At 35.6% G+C, this 24,792-nt stretch carries 13 protein-coding genes and 2 pseudogenes; 1 reads left to right on the forward strand and 14 read right to left on the reverse strand.

Features of this window, described 5'->3' with window-relative positions; all coding sequences use genetic code 11:
- Window positions 1–100: 100 nt before the first annotated feature.
- Window positions 101–1,855 carry a toprim domain-containing protein gene (locus THEWI_RS10710; RefSeq protein WP_244262225.1) on the reverse strand — a complete coding sequence of 585 codons (1,755 nt, stop codon included), beginning with the start codon at window positions 1,853–1,855 and terminating at the stop codon, window positions 101–103.
- 297 nt (window positions 1,856–2,152) lie between these two features.
- The gene (locus THEWI_RS10715; protein ID WP_244262226.1) at window positions 2,153–2,380 is read right to left on the reverse strand and encodes a hypothetical protein; all 228 of its coding nucleotides are present in this window, start codon (window positions 2,378–2,380) and stop codon (window positions 2,153–2,155) included.
- A gap of 243 nt (window positions 2,381–2,623) precedes the next feature.
- On the opposite strand from THEWI_RS10715, the gene THEWI_RS10720 reads away from it, so the two are divergent.
- A complete protein-coding gene (locus tag THEWI_RS10720) occupies window positions 2,624–2,875 on the forward strand; it encodes a hypothetical protein (protein WP_156786940.1) in 252 nt (83 codons plus the stop codon).
- 142 nt (window positions 2,876–3,017) lie between these two features.
- Here THEWI_RS10720 and THEWI_RS14290 read toward each other — a convergent pair whose 3' ends face one another.
- The 12 genes and pseudogenes from THEWI_RS14290 to THEWI_RS10775 form a co-directional block, all read right to left on the reverse strand.
- Complete coding sequence (locus THEWI_RS14290) at window positions 3,018–3,170, reverse strand: hypothetical protein (protein WP_014063438.1); 153 nt, start codon at window positions 3,168–3,170, stop codon at window positions 3,018–3,020.
- Between the two features lie 505 nt (window positions 3,171–3,675).
- Window positions 3,676–4,782: a hypothetical protein gene (locus THEWI_RS10725; protein ID WP_014063439.1), complete on the reverse strand. Its 1,107-nt coding sequence runs from the start codon at window positions 4,780–4,782 to the stop codon at window positions 3,676–3,678.
- A 24-nt stretch (window positions 4,783–4,806) separates the two neighbouring features.
- Complete coding sequence (locus tag THEWI_RS10730; protein WP_014063440.1) at window positions 4,807–6,726, reverse strand: hypothetical protein; 1,920 nt, start codon at window positions 6,724–6,726, stop codon at window positions 4,807–4,809.
- 234 nt (window positions 6,727–6,960) lie between these two features.
- On the reverse strand, window positions 6,961–9,438 hold the full coding sequence (locus THEWI_RS10735; protein WP_052877869.1) for an AAA domain-containing protein: 2,478 nt from the start codon (window positions 9,436–9,438) through the stop codon (window positions 6,961–6,963).
- Window positions 9,428–10,119: pseudogene (istB, locus tag THEWI_RS15680) on the reverse strand (IS21-like element helper ATPase IstB). Before istB ends, THEWI_RS10735 begins: the two are co-directional and overlap by 11 nt.
- A gap of 80 nt (window positions 10,120–10,199) precedes the next feature.
- Window positions 10,200–11,401 (reverse strand): annotated as a pseudogene (gene istA / locus THEWI_RS10745) (IS21 family transposase).
- A 91-nt stretch (window positions 11,402–11,492) separates the two neighbouring features.
- The gene (locus THEWI_RS10750) at window positions 11,493–13,508 is read right to left on the reverse strand and encodes an AAA domain-containing protein (protein WP_052877870.1); all 2,016 of its coding nucleotides are present in this window, start codon (window positions 13,506–13,508) and stop codon (window positions 11,493–11,495) included.
- A gap of 176 nt (window positions 13,509–13,684) precedes the next feature.
- Window positions 13,685–15,541, reverse strand: coding sequence for a DUF262 domain-containing protein (locus THEWI_RS10755; RefSeq protein ID WP_244262368.1), 1,857 nt, complete (start codon window positions 15,539–15,541; stop codon window positions 13,685–13,687).
- Complete coding sequence (locus THEWI_RS10760; protein WP_014063444.1) at window positions 15,450–18,161, reverse strand: phospholipase D-like domain-containing anti-phage protein; 2,712 nt, start codon at window positions 18,159–18,161, stop codon at window positions 15,450–15,452. The genes THEWI_RS10755 and THEWI_RS10760 overlap by 92 nt, the downstream gene beginning before the upstream one ends.
- A 15-nt stretch (window positions 18,162–18,176) precedes the next feature.
- The gene (locus THEWI_RS10765) at window positions 18,177–21,080 is read right to left on the reverse strand and encodes an anti-phage-associated DUF1156 domain-containing protein (protein WP_052877871.1); all 2,904 of its coding nucleotides are present in this window, start codon (window positions 21,078–21,080) and stop codon (window positions 18,177–18,179) included.
- Window positions 21,073–21,642 carry a DUF3780 domain-containing protein gene (locus tag THEWI_RS10770; RefSeq protein ID WP_014063446.1) on the reverse strand — a complete coding sequence of 190 codons (570 nt, stop codon included), beginning with the start codon at window positions 21,640–21,642 and terminating at the stop codon, window positions 21,073–21,075. Before THEWI_RS10770 ends, THEWI_RS10765 begins: the two co-directional genes overlap by 8 nt.
- Window positions 21,642–24,755: a DUF499 domain-containing protein gene (locus tag THEWI_RS10775; protein ID WP_014063447.1), complete on the reverse strand. Its 3,114-nt coding sequence runs from the start codon at window positions 24,753–24,755 to the stop codon at window positions 21,642–21,644. The genes THEWI_RS10770 and THEWI_RS10775 overlap by 1 nt, the downstream gene beginning before the upstream one ends.
- Window positions 24,756–24,792 lie beyond the last annotated feature (37 nt).

Genomic DNA, 24,792 nt, shown 5'->3' on the forward strand with positions numbered 1-24,792 from the left:
CATTTTTTAAAATGCAAGCATATGAATTTCGGCAATGCAAAAAATAGAGTTATGAAAAAATCCAGTAACTTTACACATTTGCAATTCAAAAAAGAGACTACTAAACAGCCTCACGATAAACAAGGTTTCTCGCTTCCGTCTCCGTGATATAAAAATCTTCCATAATCTCATGCACAAGTTTTTCTTTTTCTATTATGCTTTTATCTGCTTGTATGCTTTCTTTTTTCTTTTCTGCTTCCATTTCTTTCTCTTTTTGCATTTTTCCCGTAACACAAGACAAAAAATATGCGTTTACTTCATCTCGGAAACTCTTTTCTTGTGTTTTTTGCGTTTCTAGTGCGTCTGAAATAAGTCCAAACTTTTTGCGGTATGTCTCTATGTCCACCGCCTCATCAATCGCATGTTGTATTTTTCTTGTTACAATCTGGTAAAAAGCCGAATCCCGTGGAGCAACCATCTCGCCGAAATCCTTATACCTGTCATGTGTGTTCTTTTTTGGATATACTAAAATTTTCACTCTCGAAAAACCAAACTTTTTCATCTTTTCATAAGTTGCAATATTTGCTTTTATTCCGTCATCCGTACTATCGTATGCTAAAATCACCTCTATATCTTTCCCAAAAACTTCCATTAAGAGTTCTATCTGCCGTTCAGATATAGAATTTCCGAGTGTCGCCACAACCGCAACGCCATCAAGACGGTAGCAATAAACTCGTGCTGCATCCTTTGGCCCCTCGACGAGCACGACTTTTTTATATTCATTCGGATTTTTTACATACTTGTAAAGGAGATAGAGGTTTTCATCGCGTTTAAAACCAACAGTATTAATAATTCTCGATGTCAGCTTTTTCTTTTTATTGTTTTTTTGTTCCTTTGTAATTTCCAAGTTTTCCCAATACTGTTTTTTCCAAAAATTATCGCTCAAAACTTTATGTTCTCGTTCTTGTTCATCGTCAAAAATGCTCCGTCCCTGCAAGCCAACCACTTTCCCATTTATGTCTTTGATAGCATAAATGACACGATAACGGAAGTCGTTCGATTCGTTGCAATCAGCCGATTCGCTCCCGTCTCTGTAATAAATATCACACTCTTCCATCTCTTGTGCATTAAATCCTAACTTCTCCATATACATACATTTTCCCTTGGTTTCGCTTAAGATTTTTTCAACATTCTTCTCGTTTACAAAACCTCTTACTCCATTTGTCTTACCTATTATTTTTTGAGTTTCTATATCTCTTTCTTGCGAATTCTCCTCTAATATTTCCCATACAGTTTCGATATTGTCAACAAAAAGATCGGCACTTTCTTTCAAAAGCCCCCAAATATCCCCCGTAAAACCACAGCGAAAACAGTTTCCATGCGGCAGGGCATCTTCATTCATAAAAATTGCAAAATTTTCGTGTTCACAAATTGGACAAATATCAAGCTTCACAACATAATCACTAATATCTATAATTTCATACCGTTGCTTTTCAAAAATCTTTGCAATTCTTTCAGTGTTCCATTTTGCGTCTAAAATTTCTTTTTTTATTTTTGCAAGTAGAAATTTTTTTGAAAACAGCAGAGCAAAATTCACAATATCATCCATTTTTATGTCATTTGATAAAAAGTTTTTTAGTTGCTTATACGTTTCGTAATCGGCTTTGTAAAAAATCGGATTCCATAAATAGCCATCTTTTTGATTTACTGACTGTTTATAATTAAAGTGTCGTAGTTGCTTCCAGTCTGCGTTTTGTAAAGCGTTTTGAATAGCTTCTTCGATAATGTCTTGAAAAGTCTTTTTTGTTTCAACTATTTCATTATAGCGTGATAAAATCTCGTTGTATTCTTTGTATAAATTTTGTATAATTTTCATTAAGCACATCACTCTCCTTTGATTAGGTTTCTTATTCTCCTTTTTTTGAGTAGTATGTACGAGGGAGTAACTGAGAAACATGAAACGCAACAAAAAAATTTTCTGTAACGGGAAGAATTCCCGCTTTTTTTGTTTAAGTATGTCAGCCCGCCGTTAAGCGGGCAGTTTTTATTCTTTTCGTAACTTTTAAAAGTTTCTACAAGCTCCTCAACACCGTGCAAAGACTTTACGCCAAGTATAAACGGCATTTTTTTCTACGCAAATATTGTAAGAAATACCTTAAGAGAAAATCAAATTTTACTCCGACTTTTTAAAAAAATGAGTATACAAAATGTTTCTCACCAAACGTGATACAGACATCGAATGTTTCTGAGCAAGGTCTTGCAGTCTCTCCAACTCTTCATCCGTCACTTTTGCAACTATTTTGTGCCCTTTTGCCGTGGTAAAAGTGTAATCATTTCTGATTTCCGTGCTGTAGTCAAATTGTTCAAACAGTATCCAAAGCACAACTTTTGTTATCGTCATACCAGTTTCCTCCGAGAGTTCGCGCAATCTCTGAAAAGTTCGCTCCGAAACTACCGTCCAAAACTGCTTTTGTTTTCTCATACAAACCACCTCGCTTTTAATTCTCTACAAACATAATAGAAAAATATTCATGCTTGAGTCAAGTTTTTATTCAATATTTTTTGCAAATATTGTCAAGTTGCAAAAAATATGATATGATGTAGCCAACAATGATGAGTAAGACTGTGAAAGGAGCTGGTAGGAATGGTAGTTTTCGAAAAATTCGTATCCTCGAAGAGAGGGGCGTTCTGGATATACGTAATTACGCACAGTTTTTGGAAAGCAGAAGTAGTGCTGCAGGTTCCGCACTGGTATGGCAAGAAAACAGTTTGGCGCAAAATCTTTTTCTTCCCATTTGCTCACCACTTATTACAATTTCTGCACGGCTTGCTGAAGCATTCACAATATAAAAACGAAAGCCCCGAAAAAATCGGGGCTCTTTTGCTTTCTACATAGCACTTTTGAGCCCTATACTATGTTTCTCTTGGATTTTTCGCATTAAGGCTTTTTAGTCTATTGCCTTTTAAAAACGAAAGCTTGCCTTCTAAATCCTTTGACGTAAAACCACAACCGTTCGTCGCCGTGAAGGTGGGTGTAATTACGTTTTTAAAAACGTGCTTTTTCCCCTCGACCATACACCTTGTCTGTAAAGATCTTGTTGCATAAGTTTTACAAACTCTTCCTTTGACATTAAGTTTTTCACACCACTTTCAACATCATCAAAATGGTTTGTTATATTTTCGTCCAGCATCAGCATCTCCTCGCTCTATCTTTGCCATAGAAATAAAGCAACATCAAATAGCTAATTTAACGCTAAGCTCAGCTCCAAAATTGCATTGGTTCAAAAAGTGCAAAGCAAAATATTCAAAAACGGGGGAATTCCCTGGGAAGTTTTTTCCGCTATAGCTTATCCCTTTGAAAATTATGTTTTTTGAAAATTTGGCTTTTGTTCAAATCCCCTGAGATTCCCCCGTTGTAGAAAATTTTCTTACACTCCATTTTGTTGTAAGCTAAAGCAAATAGATTAAAGTAACCAATCTCCTAAGTTTGTTTATAAAATCTTATAAGCATTTATAGGAGATTGGTTTTCATAATTTCTTATTGCTTAAGCTAATGGCTTAGGCTAAACGCTAAAGCTAAAAGCTTAAGCTCTTGCTACAGCTAAAAGTAATGTTGAAGCTCGCTTTTGCTTTCTTTTATGATCAGTTTCTTATCTCATTTTTGTGGTAAAAAAATAAAGGGGATCTATTCCCCTTTTAAACGAGTTTTAATGCTCGATTTACTTCTTTTCTTTCGATTTCAGGATCATCAAACATCATGTCCGCAAAATTGTTAAACCGCAACGGAATATCTGCAGCTTCAACTTGTTGATAGCCTTCTTCACTGAGTTTTTTCACTTCGCGGTTGAGATCTTCATACCAAACATTATTGCCAAAACCAAGAATAATTTTGCTTTGTTTTGGAACACAATTGCATATAGTTTTCAACTGTTCCTCGCTAATCGAGTTAGAATAAACTGCTATAATGTTAACATCCTCGTTGTTTTTCCTAATTCGCATTGCACACAATACATCATATACAATTACGTAAACATCGTCTCTTTCCCCTTTGTTCATGTAAACTATGGGATTTTCACCTTCTCCTTTGGGCACGATAAAACATTTTGAAACAATCTCTTTATCAAAACCAAAACCTTTAAAATCTTCAAGAGTCATTTTGGTATAAAAAGGTGTACTTACAAATTTGCTATTTTTCACTTCAGTTTTTTGTTCACAAATTTCAGCTAAAAATTCTATTGCTTCGGCAAAAGTTTTATTATACTGTTTAATTAAAAAGGATATGATATCTACGCGGTTTCTGTTATAAAAGCTGCACCTAAAATTAATGCATCCTACGAATATATTTTTGTTAGCCAAATCAAGGCTGAGGTAGAAGCGTTCCATACCGCATGCTGGACAGATAGTGTAATAATAAATTCTTTCTCTTTCGTTATCAATTTCAGTTTCCGCTATTTCCAAGTCAAGTTCCTGAAAAAGCCTTGACATGTAAGCTTCATCAAATGCCTTTTTTATTTTTTCTTTCTTTTGTTCTCTTTTGTAAATTGGCAAATAAAGCTTCAGCGCAAAGTTGACAATGTCGGAAGCATCGGTTTTCCCATCCGAAAAGCGCTCGAAATTGAAGCGGATATCTGGCATATTTATTCTAACAACATAATTATCGTTTAGTTCGGTGTGCTTTATTGTGTATTTTTTCCTCGATGCTGCCTTTTCTAAATTTTGAAGTGCCAAGGGAATTATGCGAATAACGTCACAACCCACTTGGGCGTAGCTTTCAATGCAGTTTTTTTCTATATAAAGTATCATTGAGACCACCTCTTTTATATTTAGTTAAGCTCGTTTTTTTTGAAGAGAATGATATTTCTCTTCAATATTCATTTTTTTCATTAAATTCTTTATATACTGAACTTTCAAGTGGTTCGCAAGGGTATCCTGGTCTGTATATCCCAGCGCCTCGCGAACCTCTTTTTTTGTAATAATGCTTTTTTGAGAAAACTGTGTTTTCAGAAACTCACCCAGTTGCAGAATTTTTTTGTTGCGTTTGCTACTGTGCGTTAAATAATGCTTATAGAACTCCTCGGGATACCATGTTTCAATTTTGGCATTGGGAAAATATGTTGTTAGAAGTCCAAGCAGTACAGATTCTCCAATAAAGCTGTAAATCTGAACCTGTTCATTTGTAGATTTCCTCAGCGCGGTCCTGCAAAAGTTCTGGATCATCTCTGTGAAAAGGTCACTTTCGATGACCCGTTTCACTTTTTCAGCAAGTACTACTGCTTTATCATCCGCACTGCCTAAATCGTCGAAATCCTGTTCGTTGCTAACTGATACGGCTTTGGCAAGATAGTATTCATCACCTTTATGGTTAATGCCAATATTTAGCATGACCGTACAGTTGGCATAAATGTTCTTACCCTTAACGTTGTTAAAGTGGTCAATGTAAACACGGTTGTTTTTGTAAAACATGGTATCCATCAATTCTTTTTTGATGGTATTAACGAGTTTTTGATAGGTTAAAATAAACACTTCTTTATCCTTAATTCCCTCCAAATCCTGAAACAGCTTCTTGAAATCAAACCTCGCACTGCTTTTTCTGCTGAAAATGTTTGTGCGGCTCAAATTTACAGGGCAGTTGTAAATGGTAAGATTATCGTAGTTTCGAATCTGAGGCAAATCCAATATTGCAAACTGCCTTTCTTTGTACTCGGCGTCATATTTTGCGGTGGCATCAAAGATAACCGTCTTTAATCCGTCTAATTTGGCAAATTCAATGTAATCCGTAGTAATAGCCTGGGCTTCCAAGCCAATCTTGGCTTCTTCGGCGCGCAGAATGCCGCCTTTTCTGATAAGACTTGCAATGCACTCGAGTATTTCGACATCGTTTTCTGTGTATGCTTCTTCAAAAAAACTCTTGAACTTATCAGACAGCTTAAAACCTGGTTCTAAGGCTGACAGAAACGGGCTTGTAAAATCAAGGTCATTTAATATGGTATTGAGCTCTCTGAGGTGGCTCATAAGACACTGAGCTTCCTCATACAGTTCTGATCCTGGTTGTATATAGCGTATAACTTCGTATACTTTCCTTATATCCCTTCTATTTACAGGTCTATTAATTGCCAGCGGTGGTTTTTCGTCAATGATAAGGATGTCTCGCTTGTGCTCAATCCCATCCTTACCATAGAATGTCAAAAAATCCTTGAGATGCCGTCCATACAGCATTTCCAATCGAAATCTCTCACTGCTCATCAAGAGTACAGGATAATTTTTCTGCTCACTGACGGCTTTTTTCATCCTGCAATCGGCGTCGCAGTTTCTGCATGCTATGCGCTGATATTCCTTGTACCCCTGCAGGCAGTGGTCGGGATAAAAGCTGTAGACAGCTTTGGCTTTTCCTTTCAGATTTTCTTCGAGGTCTAAAATATCCTCAATCCTTTCTTTAACGACTATTGCGCCAAAATTATTAGAATCATCGTCAAGTTTTAGCCTTAAAAACTCTTCTATCATTGTTGACTTGCCGAGTCCAGTCTCCATTGGAATAACCACTGGTTTGTTGGAATCAATTAAGGGGAAAAGGAGAATCTTTGCCACTGTCCTTAACTGGCCGTAATGTTCACGGCTAACAGTTCCTCCATATGCTTTTATCTTACCCATCACAGCCATGGCTAATTTAACGGCTTCAAAAGAATCTTTAGGATAACAAATTTCATTGTATTTGTAAAGCCGATGTTGAAAAGGCTGAATTTTTCCCATATCCTTTATGAATCCCCTTCCTTATGTGGAATTCTGTTATCATTTTAGAACATAAAGAGGCTTAAACTCAAATTTTACCCCCTTTTTTATTGTCAATTTTTTTAATAAAAATAGATTGGTTTAACAGAAGAGAAGAAAAATAAAAAAGCAACTATCATAAGCGATAGTTGCATAATATTAATACAGATTAAGTAAGCAAATTTTTTATTTTTTGCTACAATAACAATTGATCATTTATTCCACTGGTTTAATTCCCATTTCGTCTAACTTCTTCCATAAAGACGCCATAGCCTTTTCAGGATCCCTATAAAATACACTTCCTCGCACACGCCAAAAAGTCCAACCAACCCTTTCCAAAATACGTTGGCGTTCTATATCCTCCTCCCATTTATCAATACCATGCCACTTATCTCCATCACATTCAATCGCTAATCTATTGCGAATTCCTTCAACCACTAAATCAATTCGCTTGCCCAAATTCGCGACTTTTACTTGGGGTATTACTCTATACCCACGTGCACAAATAATTCTATAAACATCTTCCTCAAACTTTGATTCAAATAAATGTTTAACTTCATCAATTTTTTGTTGCACTCTATGTGGATTTTGGCAATACTGTAATAAGCGATATCTCGCACATTCTGGATTATTTATATCCTTTAATTGCACTGAATGAAACAAAAACATTTGGTCTCTTGCCCTGCTTGCCGCAACATTAAACCTTTGATAATCAGAACGCTTGGTTAATGCCCTAAACCTAACATTCGGTGCAATAACCATTGAAAGGAAAATTATATCTCTTTCATCACCTTGGAAGAAATATGCATCCCCACATATCAGCTTTCTTTCAACCATCTCTTTTTCTCCAATTGCTTCTCTTAAAAGTTCCTCAATAAGTTCTGCTTGATCATCTCCCTGAAGGGAAATAACCCCCATTGTCTTTCCATTATATTTTGGATCAGAACAAAGTTTTACAATATGTCTTACTATTGCTTCCGCTTCAGGCCTATTTATTACTTTAGTAGTATGTTCTTCCACAAATCCTTCCTCTACAAATATTGCTGATACAGGCGGTTCAAATATTTCATGAGACATTGGTAATCTTAAGGGTATTATTTTTCCTTCATACATAAAATCATTACTAAATTGTATTATTTCAGGAACACTCCTGAAATGTTCTTTTAATACAATTTTGCTTTCAAAAATTTGATTCGCTATATCATACAAGCTTGTAGTAAGTTCAAATCTGCTGGCATGGGGCACTATTCCAGCCAAATAACGTTGAATAAGTTGATGCACTTCTCCAACATTTATACCAATACTTTCTGGGCTTATCTGATTATCATCTCCAACTATCACTGCTTTTTTTGCTCGTAATAATGCACATAAAGCAAATAAGTTACTCTGACTGCTTTCGTCTACTATTATTACATCAAATAAATCATCTGTAAGCTTTATGTTCTCGATTATTTTTTGTATAGGCATTATCCAAACTGGGATCGCTCCTTTGCAAATCTGCATTTCTTCCCTCGCTTCTTTTCGGTACATATTAGCATACTTACCTGTTCCTTTACCAATTTTCCTAACTGCTTGCACAAATGCATGCAGACTTTTCTTTTGCTCATATGTAGTTCTTTCAATTTGCGCAAGCCATGTAGATTTCGCAACAAGTTCTCTTAAGATACGTGATTCCTTTTTTTCTTCTTCCTTCAACAATTCCTCAAATTTTTCTATATTAGTTGTCTCTTCTAACTCTTTCAGGTAAGTATCACATTGTCTCCATTGCCATGCTAATTTCCAATCATCAGGTGGAATTAAAGGTTCCCCTTGCCCACCTTGTTCAATTATCATTCTTACCCATTTAGGTGCTACTTCTTCAAGTCTGTCTTTTAAGCTTAAATAAACATTATAATCCTCTTCTAAGCCTTCAAGTCGAACAACTTCCCAGTATTCTTTATTCCATAACTCTGTATCTTTTGCTTCACATGCATTTAAAAGATTTATCCAGCTTGGATGAGCATTATTTGATTCCTTCCCGCGAATTAATAGAGTTTTTAATCTCTCAAAAAATGCATTGGCATCATTCAATTTTATCTTTAATTCAAGTACTTCTATACCATTATAAAGTTTTTCAAACCATTTTATATTAGTCCAAGCAGGTGTTTCTGGAATGCCTAAGCCATTCAAAAATTCTTGCAAAGGTTTTACAACTTTATCATTCCATTGTAACCCTTTTTCTATTTTATCTATAAGTTCCTCTACATAGAAAGAAAATCTTGGTATTGAATCAGATAATTGTGGCCCTCCAATGTCCTTCATTATGTTATTCCATTTCAATATTAACTTGTTTTTAATTTCATTTTTCTCTATATATTTGATAATTATATCAACCTCATTTTCATTTCTTATTTCATGCCCGTCTAAAGATACTTTACTCTTATCCATTAAATACGTATATTTACGACCCGTAATGTTTCTAAAAAACCAACTTATTTGCTTAACACCTTTTAGTTTCTCTTTTAAAACCTTTAAGCTTTCCTTTGCAACTGTAGGATCAATATCTTCAGAAAAAACAATCTCATGCTCTATTAACTCCATATCAAGATTTTTTATTTGCTTAATCCTATCTCGGCTTTCCTGAGTGTAAAAGTCAATATATTTTTGTACAAAAAGTGGAATATAATTTTGTACAAAAAATGTACTAAGATGCATTCGAAGAACTGTTAAAATATTCAACTTTTGACTTTAATCTATATGAAGGCCCTTTTATTGATATAACATGCGAATGATGAAGTAATCTATCCAATATTGCATTGGCTAATGTTGCTGATCCAAATACTTCTGCCCAATTAGAAAAGGGCATATTAGTTGTAATAATAGTACTATGCTTTTCATACCTTTTAGATATTAGCTGAAAAAATATATTTGAAGCATCTGTGTCTATTGGTAAATACCCTACTTCGTCTATTATTAACACTTTATACTTTGAAAAATGTTTTAATCGGATCTCTAAACGGTTTTCTGCTAATGCCTTTTTAATTGAGACATTAATTCTTGAAAATGAATGAAATATGTAGAATATCTGTGCTTAGCACATTCTATCCCTATGGCGGTGGCAAGATGTGTCTTGCCTACCCCGGGGGTTCCTACAAACAATATATTTTCGTTATTTTCTACAAATCTTAAGCTTTTTAAATCAAGAATTTCTTGTTTGTTTATGCTTGGTTGAAATTCAAAATCAAAATCATCAAGTTCTTTTAAAAAAGGGAAGTTTGCTACTTTAACACATGCAAGTATTGCTTTTTCTTGTTTTGATTTTATTTCTAAATTGCTTAGTTCATATAGAGCATCTATAACACTTTTTTCTCCTGATTTAATCAGGTTTAAGTACATATCTATATTATTTTTTATGTTATTTAATCCAAGCTCTTCTAAATTGTTTAATAGCTTAATATAGTTACTCACATTTTCACCTACCTATGCAATAATTTATCTAATTCGTTAAGATTATTTGTGCATATTTGTTCAATATCTTCTCTATTTTTGATGAGATTTTCCATTAATTCTCTATAATGAGATTCATGATAATTTATCTTTTTATCACTTAATATATGGACAGATATCAAATCTGTGTTAAAATATACATGTAACTCATTTTCTACTGTTTTAAGAGTTACAGTTTTATTTATATATTTTGGAGGGACTGAGTATCTACTCCCTTTGTAATATATCATAGAATCTTTATGGACAGTTGCTTTTTGCTCGAAGTTCATATAACTTTCTATGATATCATTACTTGGTAGCGGAGATAGATACTCCTTCTCTTTTTGGAATAATATTATCGGTTGTATCCCTGTTGATTGATTTGTGGATTGATTAACTTTTTGTTTATTTCATCAATTATCTTTATTAAATCTTCTTCATTTTCAAATTCACCATTGTATGGCAGTAACCAGTCAATAAATTTATTAGATGATTCCACCTTTCCTTTGGTATATGAGTGTCTTGGTTTACATAAGCGTATCTTAAAGCCAAAATCATTTGCAAATGCTTTTATTTTATTATTTATCTTCCTCCCCTCGTTTGTTATATCAACTATTGTTTTCATATTGTCAAAAAGTATTTCCTCCGGAACACCTCCTGTAGCTTTAAATGCGTTTATCAAGCATTCAATTACATCTTGTTGAGTTTTTGCTTTCCTATATTCAAAGTAGCAATATCTTGAATATCCAAGTTTATAGTTAAATACATTAACAACGAATTCTTCTCCATATCTCGAAACTAATTTTATGTCTTCCTTCCAATCTACCTGGGCCTGTTTTCCCGCAGGAGTTTCAAATCGTGGATGACCACTTGCTTTTTTAGTAGGTTTCAACCCCTTTCTCTTTACATATTTGTTGAAATTAGAATATGTTCCAATATCATAATTTTTAGAAACAAAGTATTCATATACTCCCTTTACCGTAACCCCCTTTATCTCAAGCTTTGCTTTTATTTCATCATAGTATTTATCTAATTTACTTTGTTTATTTCTTGTTTTTGGCTTGCCTTCATATCCTTCATAATACTTTTTAACAGTTCTCCTATCTATTCCATATTCTCTTGCTAATTCTGAAAAATTAGGTTTTATCTCCATAGCTTTAAATATACTAATTTGACCTAATAGATTTTTCATTTTTGGTATCCCTCCTACAAACAGAAGGATACCAAATTCATGTACAAATTTGTACATTTTTATTTTCCACTTTTCGTACATTCTTATTTTATCATTTACACTGAGCAAGTACCTTCCATAATTCTTTTCTGTCCCCACCTGATATTGAATCCTTCATAATAAACTGCATCCAAGGTTCGCTTAACTCTTTTAGTTCATTAATTATAGACAAAATCTTTTGCTTATATGTATCTACTTCGTTATAGACATTTTGAGATACATTCCAATCCTTTATATAATTAAACTTTTCCGCTATTTGCTGCTCAAGAGTCCTAATATTCAATACATTTTCATTGAATATATGTGGATCAGGTAATTCTGAAATTTTGGGTCTCTTTTTTCCTAAACTTTCTTTATCGCTCGTTCGTAACTTCCCCGCTAATTCAAAAAATTTTCTTACCTCTGCTTCCGATAAAGGACATTCTTGATCTATTCTTATAGAATCAGGCATCCAGTTATGTTCAACATTTTCTTTTAGCCATTTTGCTATTTCTAAAGGAGTCATTTCACAATTACCAATACTAACCTTTTTGTTTTCCAATTCGCCTGCCTGTTTAATTAAATTTTGATATCGAGTCTTCTTTTTCCTTGTTTCATATAATTCGTTTCTCAGCCTTTCTATTTCCTTTTTTAAAAGTTGAGGATCGTAGATATCGATATTTTCAGTAATATTTTCTATTGAATTCTCTAATTCCTTTACAGAAGCAGAATCTCCTCCTAACACACTTACACACAAATGCCTAATTTCTTCTGGAATCTTATCTCTTAAAACCCGCAATGCTCTTTCTTTTTCACTCGTCACTAACACTCTTTTCCCATGTGCAAGCAAATGGCAAATTAAATTAGCAATTGTATGACTCTTCCCAGTGCCAGGTGGTCCCTGAACAACTACACCAGGGCTTACAGCCAACTTCTGGGCAATCAATTTTTGCTCATTATTTACTGGAAGAGGAAATAACAAATCTTCTCCAACAGAATCCCAATTATCTTGATTATTATTTGCTTCATCTTCTTTCTTACATTCTTCTAAATTATCAACAGCAAGCAATTTAATAGTTTCAGGAATAGGATAACCGTTTTTTATTTTATCTATCGCTGTAATTAATTCTGTATGCCATATGCGTCCACTGGTTTTCCTTAAAAATATGACAGGCGAATAAGTAATTACGGGAACTTCCCCTATATTTTGGAGGGGAAAATCTTCATCTGAATATATACCTTCAGGATTTATTGTATGCACTATCTCCTTTAAAAGAGGTTCTATTGATTCCTTATCCCAAACATTTATTTCGGCATTCTGAATCTCAAATTCCATTTGTTGCAGCCTTTTAATATATGGCAAATCAATATTGTTAAGCATATCAGTTTCCAAATATGTTCTTTTACTTGTTGGTAACAATATAAAAATCCCATTTTTAGCATCAAACTGTAATTCTAATGGCGTTACAAGTGCAGGCCTTTTAATCCTAAATCCGTTAACATCCCACCATAATATACCATGCCCCCATGCAAGTTCAACGTCTTCTCCTTCACGCTGAATTCTTTGATGTATTGTAAATAATTTTGTATATAATTTTTTAATTCTTTTTTTAGGTAAAGCTTCATTCATCCAAGGACGCCATACATTTTCTATCCATTCTTTAAAAGCCTCTACTCTTTCAGGGTCATCCTCGAAATTTTCATAATCTGCTTTATCTTTTTCGCTCAATAAAGAGTCATTATAAGAAAAAGAATTCTTACTGCTTACTTCTTGCTTTTCTGTAATTTTGTCTTTTTTAGGAATTTGTTTCTTAACTACTGGTTCTTTTTCTGGATCGGGCCAATAAATCACCCAATCACTTAACGTTTTTGGTAATTGTGGAGCAGATGGTAGATCCTGCTTATGTACTTCAAGCCAAGCTTCTTTATATTTCCCACTGCCATTTAAAAAACACCCTTCATAATCTGGCAAATCCTTTTGCCAGATTACTTCATCATACTGCTCAATATTTCTAATTACTGTCTCGTTTAAATTCTTAACTGCTAAAAGGTATTCAAATATTTTGCAAACTTTGCTCCTTATATCCATATATACCCCCTCTTTTCCGAATAGTAGCGTTTCCCTTAAATCTAAAACTACTACTTACTTATATCACATCAAATTAAGCCACATCTTCAAATAAGTTTATAGCCTGTTCAATGACCAGTGCCATGGGCAATACCGTTATAATCTACCATCAATCCTGCAAACTACCCTTATTTTATTCAGAACATCAAAATCTGCATAAGTTTATCTTTCATCATTTCTTTGCGCTTATTAAAAAAGTGCCTAAAATTAACAATAGAAAGATCCAACCCGCTCAAATAGTGAAGTTCTTTATATTGATTTTTGGCAATGTCATCTTTATAATTTTCATCAAGCCACTCGATGAATGGCTTTGCACTTTTCGACATATTTATATTGCCCTGTAAAAGTTGCAGATTTGGAATCTTATTATAATTTTCGAGGCAAAAATCGATATCTTCTGGTTTTACTCCTAATTTTAGTAGTTTTTCTCTGCTCGTAAAGAAACTTCTTGGATGAATGTGATCTTGATGAAAGAGATTGCTATAGTCCAGTGTGGGATATAAAAGAGCCAAAACCGAAAAAGTATATCTTTTGCCGTATTCATATTCTAATAGATTTTCTATTTCATCTTCGCCAAAATCCAATGATTTTGGTGTGCCCTTCAGCCTTTGCTTCATAATGTCAACTGGGAAGCCATTTAAGTTATCTCTTATAACATCTCTTATAATCCTTAAAATGTTATCTGATTGTCCGCCAAAAATTTGCTTTAAAAGAACAATATGAAGCCACTTTTTTATCTTTTCTCTTTCAGACCTAAAATTTGAAGAAGTTACATAACTACTATTTAGACCTTTTTTATACAAATAATAAGCTATTGGTATAATTGCGTTATTTGAAGTCAAGGTCTGATAATCAAATCCGAATGTATTTATTAATTCTACGCTTGTTCTTATGCTTTCTTTTATCTTATCCCAGTTATTTTGAATAATTGCCATGTTTTGAGCATTAAAATTGTCAACTTTAAACCTGATATCATTAAAATCGCAGAGGACAAGGCAAGTTTTTAAAACAAAGTCCTTATTAAATGCAAAGCCTCTCCCAATGTTATTAATTTCATCTACAAACTTTATAATTTCCTCTCGCGCATCCCTTTTATCCCACTGTGCGGTAGCAATTGAAAGCAACAAATCAGAATAGCTCAGCTGCGTACCACCGCTATTCACACGGATAAAAATATTCAAAACCTTATCGAGTTCCTGATCTTCCTCAAGGTAATAATTTATTAACGTGCGCTTAAAGATAACATCTGATAATCTGAAAAGTGTTCTGGATGCAAATTTGTTTGTAGCAAGCTGATTTTCTATTAAAAAGTCATTAATCTGCGAAGGATCTTGAGGATCAAAATTAAGAATATCCCCTACTTTAAACCAAAATGTATTTTCATCTCTTTTTTTTGCATCTTCTTCGGTAAGAAATCTGAAATCATACTTCAAATCTTCATCATCAGCTTCCTTAAGTAGATTTAAATAAAGATATTTCTTCGGAAAAGCGGCAGGGTTATTCCAACGCATGTAAGGAACTTTTGAGGCATAACTTCCTTTTAGGGCAATATAAAGGGAAGTAAGTCTTTGCTGTCCGTCAAGAACTGATATAATTTCTTCATCCCCCATAAGAACCGCTTTCTGGTTGTGGCTTTTACCCTGATGATAGTGGCATATGAATTCATAAAACTGATATTTTTTCACGCTTTCCTTTGAAACCTTCCAAAAAAGAAATGAACCAATAGGATAACCCCGCATAATTGAATCAAATAGCCGTTCTATTTGTTCTTCACTCCAAACAAATTCTCTTTGTATTGCAGGAAGCAAATATTTCCTGCTGCTTATGTTTTTTATGGCATCATATATTGTAAGCGGTGTTTGAAATGACATATTATTATCATCCTTCCTTCCATTATCCAATTTATTGCCAGCCAACCATAAGATATTTCTTCTTTTCTCTATTATCCAGCACCTTCGCACAACTTTCCCAATCAATTTTGCCAACATGAGCATGATACCGTAGTTCAAAAGGATGTTGTTTTGGAATAGCATCAATCTTCTTCTTTGCTTCTTCAATTTCATTTAATGCCACATGCACCCATACATCTTCTAAAACATCGGGAATTTGACCAAACATATCGTAAATATTCGCAAGCCTTTGGGAAAGCAATTGATGCACCCTGTCTTCAACAGAACCTTTATACCTCATGTTATAAATATACACTTTATCGTAAACCTGCCCTATACGTTGGATCCTCCCTTTGCGCTGCTCAAGCCTTGTCGGATTCCACGGCAAGTCAAGATTTATAAGCGTGCCCAATGTTTGAAGATTTAATCCCTCGCTGGCAGCATCAGTACCAACTAAAATTCTTAATTCGTGCCTTTTAACCATCTGCTTTATCTCTTCCTTGCTTTTCCTTTCATAAATTCCATTAACAAACACACCTGATTTTTCTCCGCCTGCATAAAGTCCTATTTTTTCATTTGGAAGATCATGAGATAAACTCTCAGCAACCCAAAAGGCGGAATCATAATATTGAGAAAAAATAATACATCCACGCTCTATCCATTTATCTTCAATAAGTAACTTTAAAACCAAATTGTACTTGGGATCTCTTTCTTTATTAATATTCAGGGTCTCGATTAATTTTCTGAGGCAATTTCTTTCTTCTTCCGTTAAATTCTTTGTTTCACTTTGAATATCCTTTTCATCCTCTACTTCCTCTTCTTCGTAATCTTCTTCTACTACAAAATCTCCCCAATTGTTAAGCATCCTCTCTGCAGTAATCCTTCCCGCAATTATAGTGCTACCCATCCTTCTTAAAAGCAATGTCTTAAAAAATCCCCTGGTTTTCAATCTTCTCTTCAATAGCTCGCAAAATTCCTCTGCATACCTGTAAGCTTCCTGCAAATACGGCGGCAAAACAATAACTTCATCATCGCTTTCTCCCATTAATTCAACTTCAATCTTTTTTAAATATGGTTCTCCTGTTTCAGGATTTATAGTATTTTCAAGATATTCCCTGGTCCTTCTTACTATGTGTCTTATAAAAGGATTGTGTTCGGTCATAAAATTATCGTCTATAATTCTAATAATCCTCCGCTTATCCTGTTCTCTCAGCTGGTCAAATACTTCTGGTTTTATCACAAATTCATTATCGGCCATGCCTAACTGCTTTCTTATAAATCCAAATGTCGTTTCTCCTTCAGATGCTGGTGGGAAAGGATTCCTAATCCACTCCCAATTTTCTCTATCAAAACGGTCAAGAACTTCTTTCCCTGTAATCAAGTTTATAGTTCTTTCAGGGTATCTTCTCCACATGCTGAAAGTATTTCCCAAAACAGCATCGCTGCCCTGAGCAAGAATATAGAGCAAATCCCATGCTTCAATCGGATATAACTGCACAGGTGTTGCAGTGGCTAAGAGCATACTCTTTGTGCACTTAGAAATTTCAAGTAAAAATTTCATCAGATTATTCGGTTCAGGTTTTTCTTTTTCCCTGCCAGGACCTAAATTTCTTCTCCTTGCCCTGTGGGCTTCATCCACAATTACACATTCATACTCCAAATTCAAAAGATGCTGGATCTGTTCGGAATTTGCTGTAATTAACCCTTGGGAGATTATACCGATACGTCTTGGACATTTTTTTATAGCTGTATCGCTATTTGCAGGATACCTTATACCATTCTCATCTACCCATCCCTTTCCATCCCATACTGCTGACGGCATATCTAAAAGAGTTTTCATCTCATCCTGCCACTGCCAGATAAGCGTTTTTGGCACAATTATAAGGATAGGCTTATCTCCATATAAAGCCATAAGCTGTGCAGCCATAGCAAGCTGCACAGTTTTCCCAAGCCCAACCATATCGGCGAGCACATACCTTGCTCCGTATTTTTTATGGTCCTCAAAAACCATATTTATGAAATACTTCTGGTGTTCCCATAAACCCAGTTCTTCTCTATATACTGGCGATTCAATAACAGTTGAAGCAGGTTCAGGGTCTTTTTTCCATTCATCAATAGAATAAATCACTTTTCTTTCGGAAATCCTCTTAATGTCCTCAACGATAAAATCTGCAAGAGGCACCGCATAAGGACTATTCCAGAAATAATCAAATTCTTCCTGAACCCATTTTACTGCCTCTTCTGAATCATCTTCCCAAAGTATCTCATAGTTCAGTTTCCAACCAGCATAACTTTCGTTTACACTGCCTATAAAGGCTGTTTTTCGCCCATCTTTTAGGGTAATAACTCCTGCTTTCCCATGGATAAGTCCAAAAACATCGTTCGGGACAACTTTTATAAGCAGTTTACCGCTTTTTATAAGACTGTAGAGCTTTTTTAATCTTTCAGGGACATTCTTATATTTTTCTTCGGGTTTTGCACTGCACCATTCCCTGCGCATAGCATTAACGGCAGCACTTATTGTAACAGCATCTTCCTTCTGCATTTCTGAATTGCATACAACCCTTGCACAACCCTGGATATTCTCAATTGCTTCTCCTGCAACCTCAATGATGGAAGAGCTGAAATAACCAGCAATCCTGTCATAATTTACAGCATTTTTAAGTTTTTCATTTAAAAAACTTGAATCCAATCTTTTTCTTCTTGAGGAATAACGGTAAATCATCTCAATTACCCTCGCTTACACTCCATCATTTTTCACAAGCTCCGCAAGAAGCCTTGCATATTTTGCTTCCTCTTTCCAGTGAGGCATTGTTTTTATATTGCCTAACGCTGAGATATATTCCAATATCTCAATAATTATACTTCTTTGATTCCAGTAATTGGGCAATTCGTTTTTAAGCCAGTTTCTACCCTTTGTTGTGTCTTCTGCTTTTATAGCTTGATGCAGTGCGGCAAGGACATTTCTAACAATCGTGTTGCTGAATTTGTCGCTGCTGCCCAATCCCCTCATTCCAAACTCTAATGCTGTCTTTAATCTTGCATTGTTAGCCTTTGTAGAGGCAAGAAGTTCTCTATATTCTTTAACACCAAAGCCTTTTGCCAATTCCTGATATGCACCCAATTGATAAATGCCTTCCTTTTCAAGGTCTAAACCTTTAATATAGAACCTCTCTTCTGGCGTCAGCATTTTCCACGTATAAGAATCAAAACCCTTAGGTATTATATAATCATAGGCAATCTTTACAGCTTCATTTATTATCTTTTCAATCGGTGATTCTTCCCCTTGTAATCTTGTTTTTGAAAGTTCATATTGAATATCAATATCTTCAATCTTTTTGTAAGATGTCAACACCTTCAATGAAGCAGCATAAGCGGCAAGTAAGTAATCGGTATCGCTGAAATTAGGTTCTTCCTTGTCATCTAGTGCTCTCATAATGTCAATTTGACTTTGAACTTCACTTTCAATCTCTGGATAAATCTCGTCAAGATATGCAGTTTCCTCAGAAGTCTGCTTGCGAAGGACAAGAATGACAGTTCCTTTTACATAATTGCCCTGCTTTATCCCACTGGCATCTGTTTCTGTCGCTATATTCCATGCAGCAGTTACCCTCAAACCTGCCACCCACAAGATCAAAGCCAAATCTGCCCATACGCTGACATTTTGATGGGTAAACATTATTATCTGCATTCCATTATCAGGCATATGGTCTGCTAAGTTTTTGTATACTTCCACCATACTTTGCTTGAAACTTTCTCCAGTCCCTTTTATTGCAAGAGCACGCTTGCTGTCGGCATACCAATCAGGGAAAACATCAAGAAGCATTTTCTTAGCCCATGCAAGGAAGAATTCGGAAAGTTCATGGTAATTTATGGCATCAGCATAGGGGGGATCGGTGAGCCAGATATCAGACATATTTTTAATACTTCTTGCATCAGATAATTTTATAGTAGCAAATTTTGTTAAAAAGTAACTATTCAAATCTAAAATCCAACTACTCTGTAAAAATACTATCGGTCTCGAACTATAATTATAAATTGTGTTTAAAGCCTGATTATAATATGTTTGGATGGATTTCTCATAACTATTATCCCACCTACATAATTTCGAATTCCAGTCACAACACTTATTTATTCCCAACAGCCCCACAACCTTCTCCTTTTCCGTTTTTGCATGCTTATCAATCAGTTCCATCAAAAGCCCATGCACCAAAAGTTGCCTTGGATTAAACAGCTGATGCCAGTATGACCAACCTCTTGTTCTTACAGGCTCATTAGTCTTTTCCCCTTCTTCAATCATACTGTTTGGAATATATCCTTTCTCCTGCCACTCATAAAATCTTTCTTTTAGAAGATTTACAACTTTCTCTTCTCTTTTTAAATCTTCTTCTGTTGGAGCTGTATAATACCTTTTACCATCCTGAGTTTCATACCTTATGCAGTAAAGCCTCTCCTGAAATACATCGTCAGGTCGTGGAAGAAATTCGTGAGCTTCCCACCTGCGAAGGCCGTATTCTACTGAACCATCCTCCTTTATTCTGTCTTTTCTAATAGCTGCTATTGGGGTTGAAACCTTGCAGTGCGGGCATACAAGGCTACTGTCCTTTACTGTAGCCATCTTCTCTGCAAGTTCCATTTCTTCAACCGTTGCATTTGACTTTATCTCTATATCAAAACTTTTAGTCTCGGAGTTTTCTTTTAAAATAGCAACCGTTTTTGTCCCCTTCCCGACAATCCAAGAAGGTGCAAGAGGCACCCTCCATCCGCACTCAGGGCAGATAGTTTCATTGCAGTATAAATAAGCATTGGCCCTGTGACCTTGTTCGTTATGTTCTATCCCCCACTCGGTAATCTGCTTATCTGCAAGCTCGAATATCTTTTCCTGAAACTTTTTTAAACTCTCTATTTCTTCCTCTGAACTTCCTAGAATATTCAGCGCCGCCCATGTTAAAAGCATAGCAATAGGATTTAAATCCGAAGCGTACACATCAAAGCCCATCCTTGCCGCTTCGAAAGGCACACTTCCACCACCTGCAAAGCAATCACCAACAACGGGAACTTTTCCAAATCTTTTTTTGCCGAGCTCACGGACAAGCTCCTGTAAGCTTTTTGCATTTGTGCCTAAATGCTGATTTATAACCTGCCATTCGGATTCAGGAAGATTATCTATTTCTTCTGGCCTCACGCAATATTTAAGCTTTTCATCATAAGAGAGCCTATTAAATACAAGTCTTTGTAATTGTTCTTTTTCTTTTCTGGTTATATTGCTTTTGTATGTGATTTTGCCATCATTATTTTCAAAATATCTTTCTCTCTCCTCTTCAGATAAATTTTCATATATTTCTTTAATAGGAATTGACTGCTTTTTGCGAAGCCACAGCCCTTCTTCATCCATAGTCAATATTTTCAGGAATATCTCCATATCCTTTTTGGGATTATCGCTTGCAGGCATCAATAAGCCAAGAAGTGCAGCCCTTACAAGAATAAGAGGCTTCCTGCCCCACCACTTCCCAAGCCCTGTCAATGTTTGGCCACTGCCTGCCTTTCTCTCTTTATAGCTCTCTTTTGAAGCTTTTGATACGGGAAATTGAACCTCTATGAAAGATTTATTCCAGTCAAACAATTCTGCCACCCCTTTAGTCATTTATTTTTCTTTGAAGCATCAAGTCGAAAAAGTCCAACTGCCTGTTTGATTCTTCTACAGGGTTTTCGGTAAGCGCATACCTTATAGCCTTTCGCCAGCCTCTTTTATCATTAAGCCCCCCTGTTGCGGCATTGGTCATGGTAAAAAGCCACCAGCGCTCTTCTGGTGAAAGCCCAAGCCAGTTCTTTATAGCTATCGGTATCACAGAAGGATCACAATCCTCTATTGCCCAAGCTAAAAGCACCATTTCTTTGCCAAAAAGCCTCTGAACAGGAACCTGCCCTACATGCCATTTACCAGCAGGTAATTTTTCCTTCTTCAACCTCGCATTGAATTCGTTTTTTAAGGTATCTTCTATCTGTTTCCATTTATACTTTGAAAGTTCAACTTTCGGTCTATCTTCTCTTTCGTCAATTACTTGTTCTTGAACGCCATCTTGCCATTTAAAACGCTCGTAAATAATAACCTTGCCATCATTGGCACGCGGAATAATCACTAAAAAATGATGCTGAGATTCTTCGGGAATAAAGCCAAAGCCGAAAACCTGTCTTTTACTTGCCATTATTGAACAATCTCCTGTTCTTTAAAGTCTTTTAAATCCATCTTCTTTTCTGCAACCCAATCCAAAAAATCCTGGCCAGTATCAAAATGGATACTGTTGCATTCAAAATTGATATTTATCTTTCCCTTGTCCATAAAGTTGCTTCTTATGTTATCCATGCTGTTTTCGAGTTTATCTATATCTATTTTCATAGAAGAATCGAAGGTTAATTCTACCCAACCTTTATCGCCGCTTGTTTCTTCTTCCTTATAAAAAGTCACTATAACATCGCTAATCTTTGCATTGTGCTTTTTAAGCAAATCAAGTTCTTCATAGGTTTCTTTGGTGTCATTCGTTCTTATACGCCTGTTAAGTGTCAACGGTTTTTCAACAGCTATATTAACTTCTTCTTTTCTCTCCTTGTCTATTTTAATTTCACGGGTACTTGAATAAACCCCTTTAGCTTCTGCAACTGCTACCACATATGTGCAGTTTTCGGGGACAACAAACTCGCCTTCGTATATACCTCCGTTTTCCTTTGGATTAGAGCCATCGGTTGTGTATTTTATGGTAGCTGGAGGAATGGATTTCAATTCAACAACCTTATTCGTTCCTTTATTGTATACTCGATACTTAAGATCTATTTTGTTAACCCATTCGACTGGTTCGCCCGTTTCGTGTTCGCCACTGCTGTCGACACACAGGAATGAAAGTTTTACTTCTTTTGTCCTAAACTCATACGGATTTTCCACAAGGTTTGAAGCTTCGGTTGCCACAGAGCCAACTTCATAGTAAACTTTATCTCCATAAAGCGGAGTAATTTTCAGGATTACCTCGCCTGTGTCCTCATCTCTTCGCAGTTCCTGAATTTGAACACTGGTTTTTTCTTTTGGAAACGGCCCTTTATCTATGTACCCACCATGTTCACGCCATATGCCTTTTTTGAGCATCTCCCCTTTTAAATTATCAAGTGCAGTAGGAATATGCCATTGCCATAAAGGATTTGTAGCTGCTCGCTCTTTTATATCGCTCCACCGCATTTCTTTTTGGGTAAACAATCTGTCTTCGCATTTTTTTCTAAAGGTATCACCCGTAATATCCGTAGTGAATTTCTGTCGCTGTATTAAAACATCCCTTATTTGCTTTTCCCCGTTATATTCATTACTCGTAAACTCCATCAGAAAATCAGCTTTTAAAAGACCATTTTTTGCAGGATAGTATAGTTGCGTAAAAGTCTCCCTCGCTGCCTGCAAAAGTTCCAATACTATCCTGTCTCTTTTTTCAAGAGCCTTCTGGTATTGCGGATTGTTTGCGGGAACTTTATCTTCGTTTTCCATTCTGTTAATTATTTCATTAATTGCTTTATGTTCTTTAGCTGCATGCAGGAGCTTTTCCATTGTACTCCTGGAACCCGAGAGAAACATTACCCTGTTCTTGTACTTTTCGTTTTCATAGAATTTTTGCAAATCAGGGTGTAAACCTGGCCCTCCCGTATACGGTTCGAATATAACCAGGGTAACTTTATCTTCAGAAAGCCTTATTTCATCAACAGCAGGAAAAACTAAAACTTTTTGGTAGCAATCTCCAATAGTGGGTTTGAACTTTTCCTCAAGGAAAGTCCTCAATTCTTTTTTAGCACTTTCGTTATCGTAAGAATCCACCAAAGAATTAAGTTCTGCTATTAAGTTTCTTGTGTTTTGGAAATATAACCTACCATCTCTGTCGGTATGAAGATACCATGCCCGCATGACAAATTCATCAAGTGCCCTTTTTACACGGGTAATATCCTTTCCTGGTTCGCATAAGTATCCTATTGTCTCCTGAAGCGAAAGTCCTAAAAGTGCATTTGGCACATCTGCCAAAGAGGAGACAAGTATAAGCTTTGCAAGGTCCTGCATGTGGGTTTCTCCCATTGTTGCATCAACTACTTCCGCAACGGATTTTCCATTTGAAGCAATATCATGAGCAATAGCATTGGCAAGCGAGGGCTTAACCTGCGTAATCGCAGTTAGCATTTCATGATCGTTCAAGTCAAAATCATAAGCATTTATTAAGTATTTACTTTTCGCTTTTGGATTACCACCTCTATAAAGCTGAGAAACAACTATGCGCATTAATCTAAGTAAACCTCTTGTCTGCTGAAAACCAGGGTTTTCTTTGAATCTCGCATAAAGGTCTCTTATGGAAGGATGAAAAGGATAAGAATCCTTTATTCCGATAAAAATTTGGTCAGGTGAGACATTGGTATAGCCCATTTGTCTTGCTTCTGAAACTGCCTGCTTATAGGCATTCGCCACCTCATTTATCTCTAAATCTGAAGGCAAAACTTTAAAAAGCCTCTTCCTTAAAATGTGATATATTTCATCCGAAGTCATATTAACTGGTTCAATATTTATGGCCAAGCGATTGACCTCATTTTCAAGTTCTTTGAAGGAAGATTGCAAAAGTTCACTCCCGCTTTCATATGCAGCCCGCAAGTCTGAAATAACAAGACATACATTAGAAAGTTCTTCTTTATTTAAAGCATTAAAAAGATTTGCCAGTGCTGTAGTAGTTACCACCGCTAAATTTGAATCACCAACTGGTTTTGCTTTAGCATTTTCTAAATACGGAGGTAGCTCATCAAGAAGAATTAAAAGTGGCTCTCCTTTTAAGAGGTTCACCCACGCACTTTGCCCAGGCGCTTGCAGAGGCGAATAGTAGTCTTTAAACATTTCTTTTTTCCCAAGCTGCTGAGCAATTGCTCCCCATATGCCGTAAGGAGCATCACTTTCTCTTCCTGTAAATGCAACAACTTTAATTTTTCCAAGAGGACTGTCTTTAAACTTATCCCCCATTATCTTTTCTCTAAACTCTGGATATTTGGCCAAAAGCCCAAGTGCAATCATGTTATGCGTTTTACCACCGCCCATGTTCTGCGTTAGCTTGATAACACCTGCTGCACTCTGCCTGTGAAAACGCTTAAAGGCCGTTTCAAATAATATTCTCATGCCTTGAGTTACGTAATTTTCTTCAAAAAAACGATTCGGGTCTATTCTATTTTCAATTAAATCAGTTAAATCTAATACGTCATCTCTTTTTGTTTCATCAAAAACGCTCTCCCGCGGCACACAAAGCTCGTATAAGGTTTTCACCTTTTGAATCCCCTACCTTTCACCTTAATACTTCTAA

It is taken from the genome of Thermoanaerobacter wiegelii Rt8.B1 (assembly GCF_000147695.2).
GTDB lineage: Bacteria > Bacillota > Thermoanaerobacteria > Thermoanaerobacterales > Thermoanaerobacteraceae > Thermoanaerobacter > Thermoanaerobacter ethanolicus.